This window comes from Soonwooa sp. (assembly GCF_030151385.1).
Classification (GTDB): domain Bacteria; phylum Bacteroidota; class Bacteroidia; order Flavobacteriales; family Weeksellaceae; genus Soonwooa.
Genome location: NZ_JASLDS010000072.1, coordinates 54534 through 70937, shown reverse-complemented (window position 1 = coordinate 70937; position 16404 = coordinate 54534). Strand labels below are relative to the sequence as shown.

At 33.9% G+C, this 16404-nt stretch carries 18 protein-coding genes and 1 riboswitch; of the genes, 6 read left to right on the top strand and 12 right to left on the bottom strand.

Annotated features, from left to right (window positions below; translation table 11 throughout):
* Window positions 1–40 precede the first annotated feature (40 nt).
* From Q1V95_RS14120 to Q1V95_RS14110, 3 genes are all read left to right on the top strand, one after another.
* Complete coding sequence (locus Q1V95_RS14120; RefSeq protein WP_300675235.1) at window positions 41–628, top strand: hypothetical protein; 588 nt, start codon at window positions 41–43, stop codon at window positions 626–628.
* Window positions 629–685: 57 nt separating this feature from the next.
* Window positions 686–1384 carry a hypothetical protein gene (locus Q1V95_RS14115; RefSeq protein WP_300675233.1) on the top strand — a complete coding sequence of 233 codons (699 nt, stop codon included), beginning with the start codon at window positions 686–688 and terminating at the stop codon, window positions 1382–1384.
* A 73-nt stretch (window positions 1385–1457) separates the two neighbouring features.
* Window positions 1458–2087, top strand: a complete 630-nt coding sequence (locus Q1V95_RS14110) for a hypothetical protein (protein WP_300675231.1) — start codon at window positions 1458–1460, stop codon at window positions 2085–2087.
* Between the two features lie 71 nt (window positions 2088–2158).
* Here Q1V95_RS14110 and Q1V95_RS14105 read toward each other — a convergent pair whose 3' ends face one another.
* From Q1V95_RS14105 to Q1V95_RS14090, 4 genes are all read right to left on the bottom strand, one after another.
* Window positions 2159–3181, bottom strand: coding sequence for a hypothetical protein (locus Q1V95_RS14105; protein ID WP_300675229.1), 1023 nt, complete (start codon window positions 3179–3181; stop codon window positions 2159–2161).
* A complete protein-coding gene (gene pnuC / locus Q1V95_RS14100; RefSeq protein ID WP_300675227.1) occupies window positions 3174–3764 on the bottom strand; it encodes a nicotinamide riboside transporter PnuC in 591 nt (196 codons plus the stop codon). The genes Q1V95_RS14105 and pnuC overlap by 8 nt, the downstream gene beginning before the upstream one ends.
* Window positions 3765–3787: 23 nt before the next feature.
* Window positions 3788–3893, bottom strand: a riboswitch (TPP riboswitch).
* A 138-nt stretch (window positions 3894–4031) separates the two neighbouring features.
* Window positions 4032–4676: an NAD-dependent epimerase/dehydratase family protein gene (locus Q1V95_RS14095; protein WP_300675225.1), complete on the bottom strand. Its 645-nt coding sequence runs from the start codon at window positions 4674–4676 to the stop codon at window positions 4032–4034.
* A 48-nt stretch (window positions 4677–4724) separates the two neighbouring features.
* The gene (locus Q1V95_RS14090) at window positions 4725–6323 is read right to left on the bottom strand and encodes a Na+/H+ antiporter (RefSeq protein ID WP_300675223.1); all 1599 of its coding nucleotides are present in this window, start codon (window positions 6321–6323) and stop codon (window positions 4725–4727) included.
* A 252-nt stretch (window positions 6324–6575) separates the two neighbouring features.
* On the opposite strand from Q1V95_RS14090, the gene Q1V95_RS14085 reads away from it, so the two are divergent.
* Complete coding sequence (locus Q1V95_RS14085) at window positions 6576–7004, top strand: hypothetical protein (RefSeq protein ID WP_300675221.1); 429 nt, start codon at window positions 6576–6578, stop codon at window positions 7002–7004.
* 91 nt (window positions 7005–7095) lie between these two features.
* On the opposite strand, the gene Q1V95_RS14080 is transcribed toward Q1V95_RS14085, so the two are convergent.
* The 5 genes from Q1V95_RS14080 to Q1V95_RS14060 form a co-directional block, all read right to left on the bottom strand.
* Window positions 7096–7758 carry a hypothetical protein gene (locus Q1V95_RS14080; protein ID WP_300675219.1) on the bottom strand — a complete coding sequence of 221 codons (663 nt, stop codon included), beginning with the start codon at window positions 7756–7758 and terminating at the stop codon, window positions 7096–7098.
* Window positions 7759–7777: 19 nt separating this feature from the next.
* Window positions 7778–8593, bottom strand: coding sequence for a WG repeat-containing protein (locus tag Q1V95_RS14075; protein ID WP_300675217.1), 816 nt, complete (start codon window positions 8591–8593; stop codon window positions 7778–7780).
* Window positions 8594–8668: 75 nt separating this feature from the next.
* Complete coding sequence (locus Q1V95_RS14070) at window positions 8669–9298, bottom strand: chloramphenicol acetyltransferase (RefSeq protein ID WP_300675216.1); 630 nt, start codon at window positions 9296–9298, stop codon at window positions 8669–8671.
* Between the two features lie 4 nt (window positions 9299–9302).
* Window positions 9303–9989, bottom strand: coding sequence for an HAD family hydrolase (locus tag Q1V95_RS14065; RefSeq protein ID WP_300675214.1), 687 nt, complete (start codon window positions 9987–9989; stop codon window positions 9303–9305).
* Window positions 9990–10125: 136 nt separating this feature from the next.
* Window positions 10126–12681, bottom strand: coding sequence for a M1 family aminopeptidase (locus Q1V95_RS14060; RefSeq protein WP_300675212.1), 2556 nt, complete (start codon window positions 12679–12681; stop codon window positions 10126–10128).
* 125 nt (window positions 12682–12806) lie between these two features.
* On the opposite strand from Q1V95_RS14060, the gene Q1V95_RS14055 reads away from it, so the two are divergent.
* Window positions 12807–13382 carry a Crp/Fnr family transcriptional regulator gene (locus Q1V95_RS14055; protein ID WP_300675210.1) on the top strand — a complete coding sequence of 192 codons (576 nt, stop codon included), beginning with the start codon at window positions 12807–12809 and terminating at the stop codon, window positions 13380–13382.
* Window positions 13383–13417: 35 nt separating this feature from the next.
* On the opposite strand, the gene Q1V95_RS14050 is transcribed toward Q1V95_RS14055, so the two are convergent.
* From Q1V95_RS14050 to Q1V95_RS14040, 3 genes are read right to left on the bottom strand one after another with little or no spacing between them, the layout of a single operon-like run.
* Entirely contained in the window at window positions 13418–14362 is a 945-nt protein-coding gene (locus tag Q1V95_RS14050; RefSeq protein ID WP_300675208.1) for a 2-dehydropantoate 2-reductase, read from the bottom strand.
* Window positions 14363–14368: 6 nt separating this feature from the next.
* On the bottom strand, window positions 14369–14785 hold the full coding sequence (locus tag Q1V95_RS14045) for a hotdog fold thioesterase (RefSeq protein WP_300675206.1): 417 nt from the start codon (window positions 14783–14785) through the stop codon (window positions 14369–14371).
* A gap of 21 nt (window positions 14786–14806) precedes the next feature.
* Window positions 14807–15403 carry a LysE family transporter gene (locus tag Q1V95_RS14040; protein WP_300675204.1) on the bottom strand — a complete coding sequence of 199 codons (597 nt, stop codon included), beginning with the start codon at window positions 15401–15403 and terminating at the stop codon, window positions 14807–14809.
* Between the two features lie 82 nt (window positions 15404–15485).
* On the opposite strand from Q1V95_RS14040, the gene Q1V95_RS14035 reads away from it, so the two are divergent.
* On the top strand, window positions 15486–16376 hold the full coding sequence (locus Q1V95_RS14035; RefSeq protein WP_300675202.1) for a LysR family transcriptional regulator: 891 nt from the start codon (window positions 15486–15488) through the stop codon (window positions 16374–16376).
* Window positions 16377–16404: the final 28 nt, after the last annotated feature.

Below are 16404 nucleotides of genomic sequence, written 5' to 3'. Positions count from 1 at the left end.
TATTTACTTTTAAAGAAGCTTTCAAAATGAATAAAAAACTATGATAAATAAAACTGTAATTTTCGTTGTTACACTTTTTGTCTTTAACGCTTGTAGCAAGAAAAATGAAGTTTCGAAAACATCGAATTCGGAGCCTCAAGTATTACAAACGCCTAGTGATGTTAAAGATGATAAAACCAATGCAGACATTGATAATAAAGATGAAACGGCAGAATGGCTAAGTGATATTTTCAAATGTAAAGATGGTCAAAAGCATTGTTTTTACATAGAGAAAGAGAAACAACTTTGTACAAAGCGTTTTTATGACTTCATGACGGACTCGGAAGAGATTTTTGAAGCATCTAATTTAACCGAAGTAGAAAGACAAATCGCCGAGAAGAAATACAAAAAGAAATGGTCCAACATCTATGAGTTAAGAACGGATGAAACTGGTGCGCCGTGGCTTTTCGGAAGAGGAAACGATGATTCAGAAAGCATCAATGATCTCAAAATTGAGAAACTTGCAGATCTCAAATACCGCGTTTTTGTCAATTACGGAGACGAGATGAAAACGACTAGTGATGTTGTGCTTGTACTCGAAAACGGAGATTATAAAATAGATTACAGCAAAACCAAATATCTTGATTAAGTAAGAACTTCTACAAATATTGTCATAACTGAAAAATAGTTATATCTTTTACAACAAATGAAGAATTTAATTTTATTATTTGTTTTTTTACAATTGTTCCATTCCTGCCAAGATAAAAAACTTGATTGGGGACAAGTGCAATTGCCAATCGCGTTGGATTCTATTTCGAAGAATTACGAGGTTTTACCTTATTACGAATATCCGAATCAAAAAATGGATTTGTATAAATCTTACGATAAAGATCTACTTAACTTCGATGGTGTTGGGTTGGCAGAGAAAGATATTATTGATAACTCTGCCATTTTGTATGTTTCAAAATCAAGTAAAAAAGTTGTGGCTGTAAGTCTTTTTACAGAAGATGCAAAGAAAACGGATGCTTTGGTAAAGAAACTTGAAGAAAAGCTAGGACCAACAGATTATCATTATTATTACAAAAACGATGCGCTTCCATCTAGAGATCGAATATGGAAAAAAGCTAATAATTATTACACTTTGAGACTAAATGATGTCGCCTATATTTTTGATAAAAAAACTAAAACAGCTATTTTAACAATCTTTTATGCATCGCCAGATAATCCTTTCGTTAAATGGTGGTTTTATGAAGGTGGTGATTTTAGTGGTTTTTATGGACAATATTTAGACGAAAAAAGCAAACCCGAGCATAAAAATGACAACTATACTTACAAGGATTTTGTGGAACAAATGGATAGAGAAAACAAGAATTTTGGAACAACTTCGCGTGACTATGTCAAGTAGCATCTTTACAAAATTTTTAAAGAAACTTTCTTTAAAAGTAATACAGATAACTAACCACCAAAATTAGCATAAAATGAAACTACCTAAAATTAACTTTTATAAAACAATAGTATTAATGAGCTTTTTTCTAAGTTTATTTGGATGCAATAAGACCAATTCTTCTGAAGAGAATCTTCCAAACATAACTAATGTTGAAAATCCTGAGGAAGATTTTAAAGATATTGTTCTCAAAATCGTAGAGGTGAGCAAACAAGACAATAACTTCACTTACCTTGTCAAAGGAAAATACGAAAATAATATTGTTGGATTAAAACTATCAATAGTTAATAATATTGCGGCAGGCATTTCCAAAGACGCCAATATTAATAGCGGAAGCTTTGTTAAAAATGGAATAACTTTAGAATCTATCGGAACGGAAAGTGACAATTTTGTTGCTGCTTTAGCGAAGATTTATGAACTAAAATCAACTTCAAAGTTTTCGAAAAAACCTGTAAAAGTAACCGTTTTTCCATTAAATGAAAATACAAGTGATCTTTCGAAACCGAACTATTACAAATTCAAAGCATTTTTTAATGACGAAGCCGATGAAAACGATTATGCAGAACTTTTCATCAACCTTAACCTTGGAAATAACACCGTCGAGTTCAACGAAAAAGATAGCGAATACAGAACAAATGTGCTAAAATCATTATGTGAAAACTAAGCTTATTTTTCGGTTAGATTTTCTTTAACGCAACAAAGAACATTTTCAAAAATGCTTCTTGAATTTATTAGCTAAAATGAAAAATCTACTTCTGCTGCGGCTTTACGAAAATTAGCATGCATTGCAGCAGTAAAATAATCACAAAATATCTTGTAGACTTCCGACTTGGTATCGGTTGCTGAAATTCCTAATTGACGATAAATGCTGATAATTTGACTTGATAGATTTTGAACCAGATCCACGCCATACTGATGAATCTGCTTTTGTTTTTCTTCAGACACAACATCATGATGACTTAGTATATTCTCAACATCACGTGCGTAATCAAAAACAATGCTCAAATGATATTCAATAGAAGTCTTAAAAGTCTTCAAATCTAATTGTGGACGCAGCTTTTCAGCCTCTTTCATAAAATGATCTGCAAGACCAAGATAATTTACCAACAAGGTTAAATCTGCAAAAACACGAAATGGAATTTTATCCATGACATCATCAGAAAAGAACTCATTATACACAAAACTGTAATCTGCCCCAACTTCTACATTCTCAACAGAAAACGAATAAGTTCCAGTAGATTTCATCCCCATCGATTTCCAATCTGGAATAACTGCAATTTTGTCCTTTGGAATTACAAAAGAACGAACAACTTCATTATTATCATTGTCCTTTATTGGAATGCCATTCTCTGTGATAATAGCATTTAACGTGAAATGCGTAAGATGAGGTGCTCCTGTTGCGTAGCGCCAAAGTCCATTGATGAGGTAAGTTTTATCATCAAGGATTTCTGCTGTCCCACCAATCATTCCACTTCCTCCAAAACAAGTTTTTTTATTGTTAAAAATAAGCATTGCCACTTCTGGCTTTAGATTTCGAGAGAAATAATTAGCACCAGAACAAAGTGTTATCATCCAGCCGAGACTTCCATCCTTTTTTGCCCAATCATAAAGAATTTGTAAACCTTGCGCAAAATTACATCCTAATCCACCATAGATTTTTGGAACCCATATCCAGAGACTTTCCTTATCGTAAATCTCCTGCATCTGTGCTTCCGATATGACAAATTTTTCTTCCGTTAAATTGAAATCTTCAAACATTCTTCTGAGAATTAATAATTTTTTTCCATTCGAAGTAACCAAAGACAGCAACAGTAAATAAGAAACTCGTCAAAACTGCGTAGAGATACAAGTGTTTATGTATCATCAACGGTATCGAGATTATATTGCTGATATTTAGCAAAATCCAATTTTCTACTTTACGTCTAGCCATCAGCCACATTCCAGCCCAAGCGAAAGCACTAACCAACGAATCCCAAATCGGCACATCCGAGTTTGTGAAGTGCGTGAGGAAAAACCAAAACAAGACAAATGTGCCAACGACAATACCAAGGGTGATTGCCTTTTCTGTATTGTTAGTTGAGGAAATTTTAGTTTCAGCTTGTTGCTTCCCAAACTTCCAATACAACCAACCGTAGATGCTCATCACCAGATAATAAAGATTAAGCGTAAACTCCGCGTACAAAAGTGATTTAATCATCACATAAAGCGTCAACGAAATAGCTGCAATACCAAAAAGATAGTTGTTAGAATTGTTTTTGCGTGCTAACAAAACCTGTACAACCGAAAAGAAAACGCCTAGCCATTCCTGCCAAGTCGTGTGTTGAAAAAATTCCTGCATCATTAACTTTTATAAATTAAATGATGAGATGATAAATACATAATCCCTACGCTGGCATTATCCAGACCAGGTGCGGAACATTGTTCCTGGGTATCATCTCAGCCACACTTTGTGGCACCCCATTAATAAAGCAAAGGTGATGTTTTTTTTTCAAAAATAAAAATGAAAAATATATTGATATTTTTAGACACATTATCTTTAAAAAAGGCACTGAAAAAAAGCGTTCAAAACCATAAATGATTAGAAACGCTGTATAAATTCTTTATCAGATTATTTTGCTAATGCTTTAATATCTTTTATTTCAAGAATGCTTTTGACGTTGTCGCGTTCAACAGAATGAATCATCGCTTGCCCTAACTGGCTCAAAGTAATGATTTTAGAAGGCATTAGAAAGTTTAAACCTTTTGCAATGACAATATAGATTTTATTTGCAAATTGTTGTCCAGGATACGCTATCATCCCGCCAGGTCGAAAGTTGACCACACGACGAAAAGGAAGTTTCATAAGGTCATTTTCCGTTTTGCCTTTTACCCGAGCCCACATCACGCCACCTTTTTCGGTACTATCCGTGTGAGAACCACTAACATAAGTAAAAACCATATTAGGATTAACCTCTACGAGACATTTTGCAACGGCCATAGTTGTATCATAGGTTATTTGTCTATACTTTTCCTCCTTCATACCAACAGAAGAAATTCCAGCGCAAAAAAAGCAAGCATCATAACCAGAAAGTTGACTTTTATGCTCTTCAATTTTTGTAAAATCTGGAATCAAAAGTTCTGTTAACTTATCATTTTTAATACCACAAGATTTTCTTGAAATACTTAAAACTTCTGTAATTTTAGGATCATTAAGGCATTCTAATAAAACGCCCTCACCTACCATGCCTGTGGTTCCTGTTATAATTATTTTCATTGTTTAATTTCTGTTATATATTAAAGACGTTTGAAATCTGAAAATACTTTAAATATATCTAATTCTTTCTTCTTCGAGATCAATTTGATACACTTGCATTCTTATAATTTCTTCATCAATTTTTGGATCTTTATCCAACTCGTGAAGATAGGCGCGTTGCATCTCAAACATTTCCAAAAGCACTTGTTTTATATCTTCGTCAATCCATCTAATATCTTGTGTGTTAGCTTGTTCTTCCCAATGGCGCAATACACGTTCCATCCCCGAATGACCTTGCCATTTTTCTTCATTTTCATATTTGCTTTTGATGTGATCGTAGACATGTTGTTTTAGTCCTTTTTTTATTTGAAGACGTGTTTCGTGTTCATTTTTTTCAAGATTTGCTAGACCTTGGAACGGTTTAAACTTATTAATTATCCATGGTAATGTTAAACCTTGTACAACCAATGTCAACAAAATCGCTTCGAAAGTAATAAACAAAATAAGATTACGATGCGGGAAAGGCTCTCCCGTCTGATGAACCGTCAAGGGTATTGAAAGTGCTGCAGCCAACGACACTACGCCTCGCATACCAGTCCATCCCATTACCAATGGTGCCCACCAACTTCTACCCTGCCGTTGCATATTATGTGCAACACTCGGTCTGAAAACCATGGTTGCAAAAATGGCGATATAGGAGCTTATCATCCTTGCGCCAATTAAAACACCTGTTACAATAATTCCATATAGAATTGCACTTTCAAGGGGAATTCCGTTTGCTTTTAGTCCATCAACAATTTCGGGTAATTCCAATCCTATAATGAGAAAAACAATTCCATTTAATATAAAAACAAAACTTTGCCAAACGCTAAATCCTGTAATCCGACTACTGCTGCTCAGGAAGTTTAATCTTTGTGAAGATAGAAATAATCCACCACTAACAACTGCCAACACGCCAGAACAATTTGCCTGCTCAGCCAACCAATACATTAGATAAGGTGCAATAAGCGTTAAAGCTGTATCCGAAACACGATCAGTTGACCATTTTTTATGAATTCGCATAAAAATAAAAGCCACAATAAGACCAATTCCTATTCCTCCAACCAACATCCAAACAAAATCCAAGATAGCAGTTTGCCAGATAAATTGCCCAGTTCCTACAGCTACTAAAGCGAATCGAAAAACAATTAAAGAAGAAGCGTCATTTAACAAACTTTCGCCTTCCAAAATTGCAGAGGTAGACTTCGGAATTTTCACAAATTTGGTGATCGCTCCTGTACTGACAGCATCAGGTGGTGAAACAATACCTCCCAACACAAATCCTAAAGCAATACTAAATCCTGGAATAAAATAATTGGTCGTAATTGCTACCAAGAAAGCAGTGAAAAACACAACTAAAAAGGCGAAACTACCAATAATACGCCACCACTTTTTCATTTCTTTAAAAGAAACTGACCAAGATGCCTCATATAAAAGTGGAGGAAGAAAAATAAAGAAAATCATATCTGGATCGATATGTATTACAGGCAATTCTGGTATAAAACTAATTCCCAATCCTGCCAAAACCAATAAAATGGGATAAGCGATTTTGAGTTTTGTTGCCCAGATATTGAGCAACACAATGATAAAAACCATGATCAAGCCAAATGGCAAAAGCTCGTGTAGCATAAGTTTTGTCGTTGAAAAAATTAAAAAGAGAATAAAAATAAAATCTAAAATTTTGAATCTAAAATTCAAAAAAAACTAACAAAAATGCTGATGATGGATATCCAAAAGGATCTTCGAATTGTTAAAAATAGAAATCATTGGTTTGTGTTTTATAAAACAAAGATAATTGAAATTAAAAAACAATTATAATTAATTCATAAAAAGCGAGATTTATGCGAATGATTCTTATATTTATCCCATAAACATAAAGAAATGAAAATCAAATTTTTCAGCTTTTTAGCAATAGTTCTTTTTTTAATATCTTGTCGACACGATGGCTATGATTGCTTTACCAATCCTCAGCCGGTAATCCTTAATCTAGTTGATTCTAAAGGTCATAATCTTATTGAAACCAATGAGCTAAAAGTTTCTGACTTAAAAATTACATCTCAAAAAAGTGATTACAAGCCAACCGTTAATTTACAAGAAATTCAGAATCATTATATCGCTGTTGGTGGAACTGGTTGGTACAATGGTGCAGAAAAATTTGATATTTCAACACCATTCAAAAATTTCACCATTAAGGTCATTTCAAAAGAATTGACTGGAAAATGCAGTGGTTACGTTATTGAAAAAGTTGATTTTGAAGGCGTGGATGCTTCCAATACGCAAACAATCTATAATGTTGTTCTAAAAGATTGATCATATTTTTTTTGATAGGACTTTAAAAGACATTAACGATTATTAGAAAATTCGTCCATTTCAAAACAGCATTAGATTAAATCACTTCGAATCATTCCAGTTTTGAGTCATCAAAATATCGACTATCAAAATAAATCTTAAACTCGAAATTATTCTTTTCTTTATACATTTTCTGCGTTTTAGGATCCTTCATTTCAACATAATATGGATCACTTATAAACTGAACTAAGCCATAAATATGTTTTCGATCATTTTTTGATTTTGGTAGATTACTTAAAGTTAATTGACTTTCTTTGGTCGAAACTATAACTTCACTTTTTGCATATTCTTGATCCAGTGTTTTAAAATACGAAGGATAAGGCCAATACAATCGGAGTTTTACTTCTGATCGTTGATCGGGAAATACTTTTGCTATAAAACCATACATTTGGAAACGAGCGCCAAAACCACCACGAATAACTAATGTATCATTATCATAGTAATGATTACACATGAAGTTCTTTTTTTGATAAAGGTTATCCAAATTATCGAAAACAATAGTATCAGCAGCCATATTTTTTGCCATATACGTGCTTTCATAAATAGAATCCATCGAATAAATCGTGGGTTCATTCTTAGTGCTTATATTTTTAAGCGCTTCTTCTTTTATTCCTGAATCAATTTTGAGTACAGCCGAACCTTGCTTGCTTTTGCAGTTAAACATCAACAAAAGCATTGCGCTTCCAAGAAGATTTAGAAATAGTCTCTTTTTCATATTCATAAACTTTGAAAGATTAAGGTTGAAAATAAGATTTCCCAGTACTATCGATATAAAAACTAACTGGATGTTCACCAACAACCTGATCAACATTCATTAGACCAGAATCTTCGTAGTACTTATGAATTCTCGTAAATTTAGGATCAACAAGAATTAAACGATCTTCCAGCAAAACCCCATTATTAATAGTTTTTCCATCTTTTGCTACCCACACAATCATATGATTAGAATTTTCGCTAAATGAAGACAGAAAAATATCATCATAAATTTTCAATTTGTCCACGCGCACCATGACTTCTTTGTCGTCTTTTCTCGTAATCGCAAAAGTCGGTTTTCTTATAGTTTTAGATGCTTCATCATAATAGGAATCCCTAAAACTATGCAAATCAATCTCTGAATAAATTGCTTCCAAAATAATGTTTTTGTTTTCATCTTGGATTCCTTTCTTACCATCTTTTTCGAAAATTTCATAGGAAAATAGACGTAATTCTTCGACTTGAGGAGGTGGAAGATAAGGCGATTCATTTTTCTTCGAAAAGTCAGATTCTTTCATAAGATTAGCATTCTTATCAACCAAGAACATAGTTTTTCCTATCTGAACCAAAGCAAAACCAGGATATGTGGAATAATCATGTGAATAGCCAAATGGATAAGCATTATTGAACTTCGGTTGAATAATCATTTTGCCGCTGGCATCCACATACCCAAATTTCTTGCCTTTCAAAAAAGGGATCAGATCGGGTAATGTTTGTCCAAAAAAAGGATGAGAGATTAATGCTACGAAAACTAATGACAAAAATTGTTTTTTCACTTGTACTTTTATTTTTTTCAAAGTTAAGATTTTCGCTTTCTATAAAGTTGAATAACAAAATGACAATTTACGTGTTCTTAGCAAAAAGTCAAAAATTTACACTTCCTCATCCAACAACTTCTGAAAAGCATCCACAAACTGCGAAACGTGCAAACCATCCATCAAAGCATGATGAACATGAATGGAAACCGACATTTTCTTAGAATCACCCTCGTCATAAATTTTTCCAAACGAAATTTTTGGTGCGCTATCTGGAAAACTAAAACTTCTTGCATGCGAAAGTGAAGTGAAATTCAACCAAGGAAGTGACGAAAAGTGAATAATGTTTTCTCCCGAAACTGCTGGAATTAACGAAGTTTCGTTTTGAACTTTCTCAATTTCTTGTTTTGCTTTTTCAATGAAAACTTGTTCGTCTTCATCAAAATCAAAATAGGAGAATCCAAAGGTTCCGTTTTCTCTGTTAATCGTTGGTGACGCATTAATGACATCGAATAAAACAACTTGATTGTCAACAATTCTATATCTAAAATTTTCTACTTGATTTGCAGCTTTCAAAGCGCGATAAAGGTAATGCAAGAACAAAGATTTATTATTTTTTTTTGCATTTTCATAGGCTTTTGTAAAATCCATAGTTATGGTTACGCCAAAGAAAGGCTCTTCAAACTGTGTGAAAAATCGAAAATGGTCTTTTCGAATCCAAGTTTCAATATCTATAATTTGTTGCATTATTTTAGTTTAAATAATTTAGAATTTCATTAATTTTCGTCAGTTCCACAAAACGTTCGTGCTCCACTTTTTCAGATTGCTCGTGTGCCCAAGTAACATGAAAAGGAATGTAAGCCGAATATCCACCAATTTCTAAAACGGGTAAAATATCAGATTTAACGGAATTCCCCAGCATTAAAAAATCTTCCGAATTGGTATCTAACCTTGATAATAATTTCTGATAATCCGATTTTTTCTTGTCGCTCATAATTTCAACGTGATGAAAATAATCTTCCAATCCAGACTTTTTCAATTTCCTTTCTTGATCCAAAAGGTCGCCTTTCGTTGCCAAAATCAATTGATATTTTCCAGATAAATTCTCCAAAGTTTCCGAAACGCCATCCAACAATTCGATTGGTTTTTCCAAAAGCGAATGTCCCAATTGAATAATTTTATCAAGGTGAGCCGAATCCATTTTTTGTTGACTCAACTTGTTTGCTGTTTCAATCATGCAAAGCACAAAACCCTTAATTCCGTAGCCATAAAGCGGCAAATTCTTCATTTCTGTTTTAAACAATTCCGCAGAAATTTCTTCCTTCGTCGCATAATCTTTTAGAAAATCGCAAAACTCATTTTCAGCTTCGTGAAAGTAAGTTTCGTTTACCCAAAGTGTGTCATCAGCATCAAAAGCGATTGTTTTTATATTCTTCATGTTGTCTTTTTTCTAATAAAATCAAGTTTCAAAAAAATCTATTTTTGATAAATTTGAGCTGCAAAATTCCTTAATTTTAAAACACGAAAAAAGGACATTTGTCCCAGAACAGAAATCACTAATTTTCCAGAAAATACTATTTCGCTAAAGATTGAGCACGTCGCAAATTATCTGTCGCTTGTAAGATTTTATTCTTTAAAATTGAATTGTAATTGGGATTTGCTTTAAAAAAATCATTAACAATTTCCAAAGCTTTCGGGTTTTGATAATATCCAAAAATACCTTTCAGCCAATTATTTGGAAAAAAGATGTCTCCCGTTGTCTGAATTTCCTGCAACAGTTCCAAAGATTTAGGCAAATATGCAATTGATATTTTTTGGCGCAAAGGATGATGAAGATAATATAATGCGCTTCCAATCGCAGATTCGTTGCTGCGATTTTTCTTATCTGCAAGGCCATAAAAGAAATTATCGCGCGTCGTTTTATCCGACGAAACCGCTTGCATTACAATTTTAAAACGAGCTATTTTATCAGGGTTTTTAATTCGAGAAAGCTGCTTATTTAAGATGTCTGAATTATCATTACTTCGAAGCGCCAATGCATTTGCCAAATTTGTGTAATCATCATCATTTAACGTCATTCCAGCAGGTGGTTTTTGATTGTTCCAAACTTCAAATGCTTTATTGTAAGCGGGTTGCGTTAAAAATACATTTTGAAAGCAGTCCCAAAGAATCTTCTTTTGGTTTTTCTCTGCTTTTCCTTCCATAGCCTTCAAAATTGTGGTTTCCAAACCTGATGATAAAGCATTCCTTTTTTCTTCTTTTAAAAATTCCCAAAAAATAGTTGAAGAATACCCCGAAATTAAACTTAAATTCAATTCATTATCTTCTTTTGAAAAACGATTTACAAAAAATTGCAAAGCTTTTTCTGGCGTCATTCCTGAAGAATTCAACATGTTTTCAAAAGTCGAAATATAAGCACTTGCTCTACTAACAGGATTTTTTATTTTGTCAAAATTGCTAATCAATTGATCATCCGTTTTGAAAATTCCATAACCAATTCCTGAAGCGTTGAGCTGGATGTACAAAGGCTTTTCTTTGCCTTTTAATTCAACAAATTTTTGCTCTTTCTTCTGTAAATTTATCTGAATATTTTCCTCGCGATCAGCATAATATAAAGTCACAGGAAACGTCTGAACCCAAAGTTTTTTCGAATCGTTAAATTCAGGTCTTTGCGAAATCGAAAACGATTTAATGGAATTTCCTTTTAATTTAACCTTATAATCGATGAAAGGCCGCCCAGATTCGTTTACCCAGATTTTGTTCCAACTTTGTAAATCCTGAGTTGTGTATTTATCCAAAATACCGATTAAATCTGGCCAAGTCGCATTTTTATACGAAAACGTTCGCAAATATTCTTGGATGCCTTTTTGGAAATTTTCACTTCCCATCAGTAATTCCAATTGTTGCATCATAATCGGCGCTTTATCGTAAATAATCGGTCCGTACATCATCCCTGCATTCTTCAAATTGTCCAATTGTTGTCGAATCGGATTTGCGCCCAAGCTTCTATCTACCGAATATGCCGCAGGGAAATGCGAAGTCAAAAATTTCAAAGCTTTCACCTCTGGATCGATATTAGCGCCCGTACTTTTGTCCGCCATAAAGTTGGCAAAAACCTCCTTCGTCCAAACATCATTAAACCACTCCATCGTCACCAAGTCGCCAAACCACATGTGCGCAACCTCGTGTCCAATAAGATTTGACCTATTATTTAGTTGATTTTGAGTAGCATCTTTATCCAAAAACAATGTTGAATTTTGAAACAAAATAGCACCTGGATGTTCCATTCCACCAAATTGAAAATCCGGAATAGAAATCAGTCCATTTGCTTGAAAAGGATATTTAATCCCAGTCCATTTTTCATAATAATTCAATGTGCTGTTATAAATGCTATAGATGGAATCCATGCTATTTTTGATCTTTCCTTCGTCAGTTTCTCGATACAAAATTTCCGCATTTTCGGAACCAATTTTAGCAGAATGAGATTTGAAATTTCCTGCTGCAAACGAAAATAGATAGGTTGGTAAAATATCAGATTCTGCAAAATGACAGGTTTTATCACTCAAAGAAATTGTTGAATCCTTCAATTTTGCATTCGCCAAAGCCTTCCAATCTTTGGGAATAGTCAACGAAAGTTGAAAAATAGCTTTTAGATTTGGTTGATCAAAACATGGAAAAACCGTACGAGCACGATCTGGAACGAACAACGTATAAAGAAAATCTTCACGTCGATTTAATGCTGAATTTCCAGCAACAAACTCAATATTAATTTGATTGGAGCCTTGTGTTAAATTGATGGGATCAATCAGGATGTGTTCATTTTCAAGTTTTGGCGTAACAGAAATTCCATTTACCGAAACAGATTTTATGTTTGTAGACTTTTCTTTAAAATCGATTTGTAAAGGAGCATCAACTACTTTTTGGTAAACAAAAGTGATGCTTTCATTTCCTAAAATATCTTCTGATTTATTTTCAGGAATTTTGAAACTCAGATTATACTTAACTGCACTAATTTTTTCTTTTCGCTTCTGGGCTAAATCCCAAGAAACGCCGTCTTCCACCTTTTGCAATTGCGCTTGCATCATCAAAAAACTTCCGAACATAAAAAGAATTAGTGAAGATTTAATCATAATTTTAATTTGAGTAAAGATATGCTAATCAGATTTACGACGAAAATACTCAAAACGTGATACAAAACTCTATGAAAATTCCTTAATTTTAAAACACGAAAAAAGGACATTTGTCCCAAAAGTTTATGCTGAGAATCAACCAATCATTTTTAGATTTTGCTGAAGCTTTGTACGATGGACAAGGCAACAAAGAAGATATTGTGCTGAAAAAATATGCTAAAGGCGACTTACTTTTGGTGCAAGACACAGTTCCCAATAAGGTTTTGATTATAAAATCTGGAATTACAAAATGTTATTTTTCCGAGAACAACGAAAAAGAATATATTTTTGAATTTTTAGGAAAAGGTGAAATTGTCGGTGAAATCGAAATCTTCCGCAAAAAGAAATGCATGTGCAGTATCGAAGCTATGACCGAGGTTTGGGCTTTTGCTTTCTCCATCGACATTTTCAAGAACCTATTGGAAAAGAATTCTCAACTCAAAGATTTATTATTAGATTCCTTTGCCGAACGCATTTATTTAACAGGAAGACGCGCTTCTTACCAACAATTGTATGCCGCAGATTACAGTCTTAGCAGACTTTTGGAATTGTTAAAACAAGAACAAATTCAGTTGACAAAAGAAGAAATGGCGTCTTATCTTGGGATTTCCGTTCGCAGTCTTAATCGAAGTTTGAAGTCGATTAAAAGTTTGGAAGAATAAGATATGACGCCATTGTATTATTTACATAATAGCCACTAATTTAGTTTTTTAACAGCAGTTAGTTGGGTTAAATGTTTGTAAAGCTCGGTTGTTTTTTCCATTTCAAAACCGAGTGAATAAGCTTTAGAAATCGGTCTTTCGTACAGATATTCCAATTCTAATGGATTGCCTCTATCGTAATCCACTTTCATACTTGGAGCGTAACTGTCCATTTTTTCGGTAAAAAGAATCATTCCATCAATAAAATCCTCTGGAATGTCTACACCATCTAACTTGGCTGCTTGTCGCACTTCTTGCATAATTTCTTTGGCTTGTGGCAAATGGTATTTTAGCAAATCATCCGTTTTAGAATCCGTTACTACCGATAATCCATTGAAAGTTGTATTCCACAGCAGTTTTTTCCAACGTAATTCTTTCAGATTTTGAACTGTTGATGGAATATTTACTGAATTAAAATCATTCGCCAATTGTTGTAAAACAGCATCATTTTTAAGATTGAAATTTCCAAAATCGATAGCGCCATAAGTTTCATGAATGATGATTCCATTTTTCTCTTTTCGTGAACCAATTAACGCAACAGCGCCTGCCACGTGCAAATTCGGGAACATCGCAACTGCTTCTTCCTCCATTCCCAAACCATTTTGAATGAAAATAACACTCGAGTTTTCATCCGTAATTTCTGGCAAAACTTCGGGTAAAACATTTTTGTTCTGTGTTGTTTTCAAAGCCACCAAAACAATATCCGAAACGGGCATATCCTTCGCGTTTTTGTATGCGTTTACCTTTGGTAATTTTATTTCGCCAAAAACCTTGGACGCCAAAGTCAATCCATTTTCTTTCACATAATCATAATCGCTGTGAAGCAAAAAATGAACATTGTAACCCAATTGAGCAAGCATAATTCCATAAAACCCGCCAATCGCACCAGTTCCCACAACGGAAACATTAATCTCTTTTCTATTTATTGTATTATTATTCATAATCTATTATTTTTCAATTATTGCAACAGTTAATCTGCTGATGCAAACCAGTTTTTCGTTTTCGTCTTTTATTTTAATATTCCAAACATGCGTTTTCCTACCGATATGGAAAGGTTCACAAATTCCGGTCACCTTTCCTCCCGTTGCTGGTCGTAGATGATTGGCATTAACCTCTAAACCAACTGCTACATATTTGTCATTATCAATTAAAAAAGTGCTCGCGTAACTGCCAATCGTTTCCGCAAGAACCACCGAAGCACCGCCGTGTAAAATACCCCAAGGCTGCTTGGTTACGTTATTTACAGGCATCGTCGCAGAAAGCGAATTATCGTCCCAATCCGTAAACTGAATACCTAAATGTGTTCCAATATATTCGGGACCGCTATTTAATTCCTCAAGGGAAATTGGATTTTTCCAAATCATAATTCAAAAATTTTAAATTAATTAAAAGAATAAACTGACAGCGCAATACACCAGTAAAAGCGCCATTATTTTGTTCACAACTAAAGCATATCGGTTGAGAAAATTGGTTAGTTTTTGTCCTGCCAAAGCCCAAATCCATGTTGCAGAGCTTCCTACAAAAGAAAGAAACACTGCAAAAGCAATTGTAATTTTAATATCATTGAAGTGTGGAAACACAAAACTACTGAACGCCGTAATGCCATAAATAATAATTTTAACATTCACTAATTGCAACAAAAAACCTTTCCAAAATGCGGATTTTTCATTTTTTTCTTCGTCAATTTCATTTAAATCATCAGTATCAATCGGCTTACTTTTTGCCACCGACCACGCTAAATACAAAAGGTAAACAACGCCCAAATATTTGAGATATTCCAACAAGGGTTTGTAGGATTTGATAATAACTTCACTAAAACCTGCCGACAAAAACATCACCAAAGTAAAGCCTCCAAAAATTCCCAAAAGCAAAAGTTTTGAATTCTTGTAACCAACCTGCATCACGCTATTTAGAGCTAAAATATTATTTGGTCCTGGAAGTAGCGCGGTGAGAACCGAGTAAATAAAAAACGAAATCCACATCTTTTTTTTTGCAAATTTATGGCAATCAATACTTCAAGTCAATCGGAATTATTCGTACATTTACTTCGAAAAAATTGAAGTAATGGACATCAACCAATTGAAAAGCTATCGAACTATCGTTGAAAAAGGCAATTTCCAGGATGCAGCCAACGAACTCAACTACTCGTTGTCGGCGATTAGTTACCAAATTCAGCAATTAGAGCATGAAGTGAAATTTCCATTATTCGAAAAAGTTGGACGACGAATGCTTCCCACAGAACGTTCATTAAAACTGATTCCGCATATCCGAAAAATCGAAGAAGAAATCGAGCAAATCCGATTGTTAAGTGCAGATAAATCTGAACTGAAAGGTACTTTGACGATTTCCGTTTCAGATAGCCTTTTGACCTATATTATTCAGCCTGTTTTAAAGGAATTTCTGGAAACGGCACCTGATGTAAATTTAAAATTAAAGGTCAGAAACTGTTACGATATTCAAAAAGAAGTCATCAAAAATGAAATCGATTTGGGTGTTCATTTTCATGTTTATGGTTACGATTCGCAGATTGCCATTAATGAGCTGGTAGATTTTGAAATCGGCATTATTGGATCCCCAAATTTGCCAAAAGCCGAAATGGATTTTGATAAAAAAGGACAACGAAAAAAGGTAAATGTCATCTACAACGACCCAAACGGTGTTTACCAAGGCTATATGCAGGAATATCTGAAAAAGCGCAACATCCAAACCCGACAAAACATCGAATTATGGAGCATCGAAGCCATTAAAAAAAGCGTAATGAACCATTTGGGAATCGCTTGTCTGCCGACATTTGTCTTCGAAGAAGAGCTAAAAACTGGCGAGATCGTAAAAATCCCAATTAAAGATTTTAATCCTAAAATCACAATGATTGCTGCACATCACCAACAAAAATGGGTAAGCCCAGCGATGCAATTATTCTTGGATATTTTGGAACGAAAAATGAAAGAATTGTAGAATTAATTCTTCTGCAATTCAAAAGTTT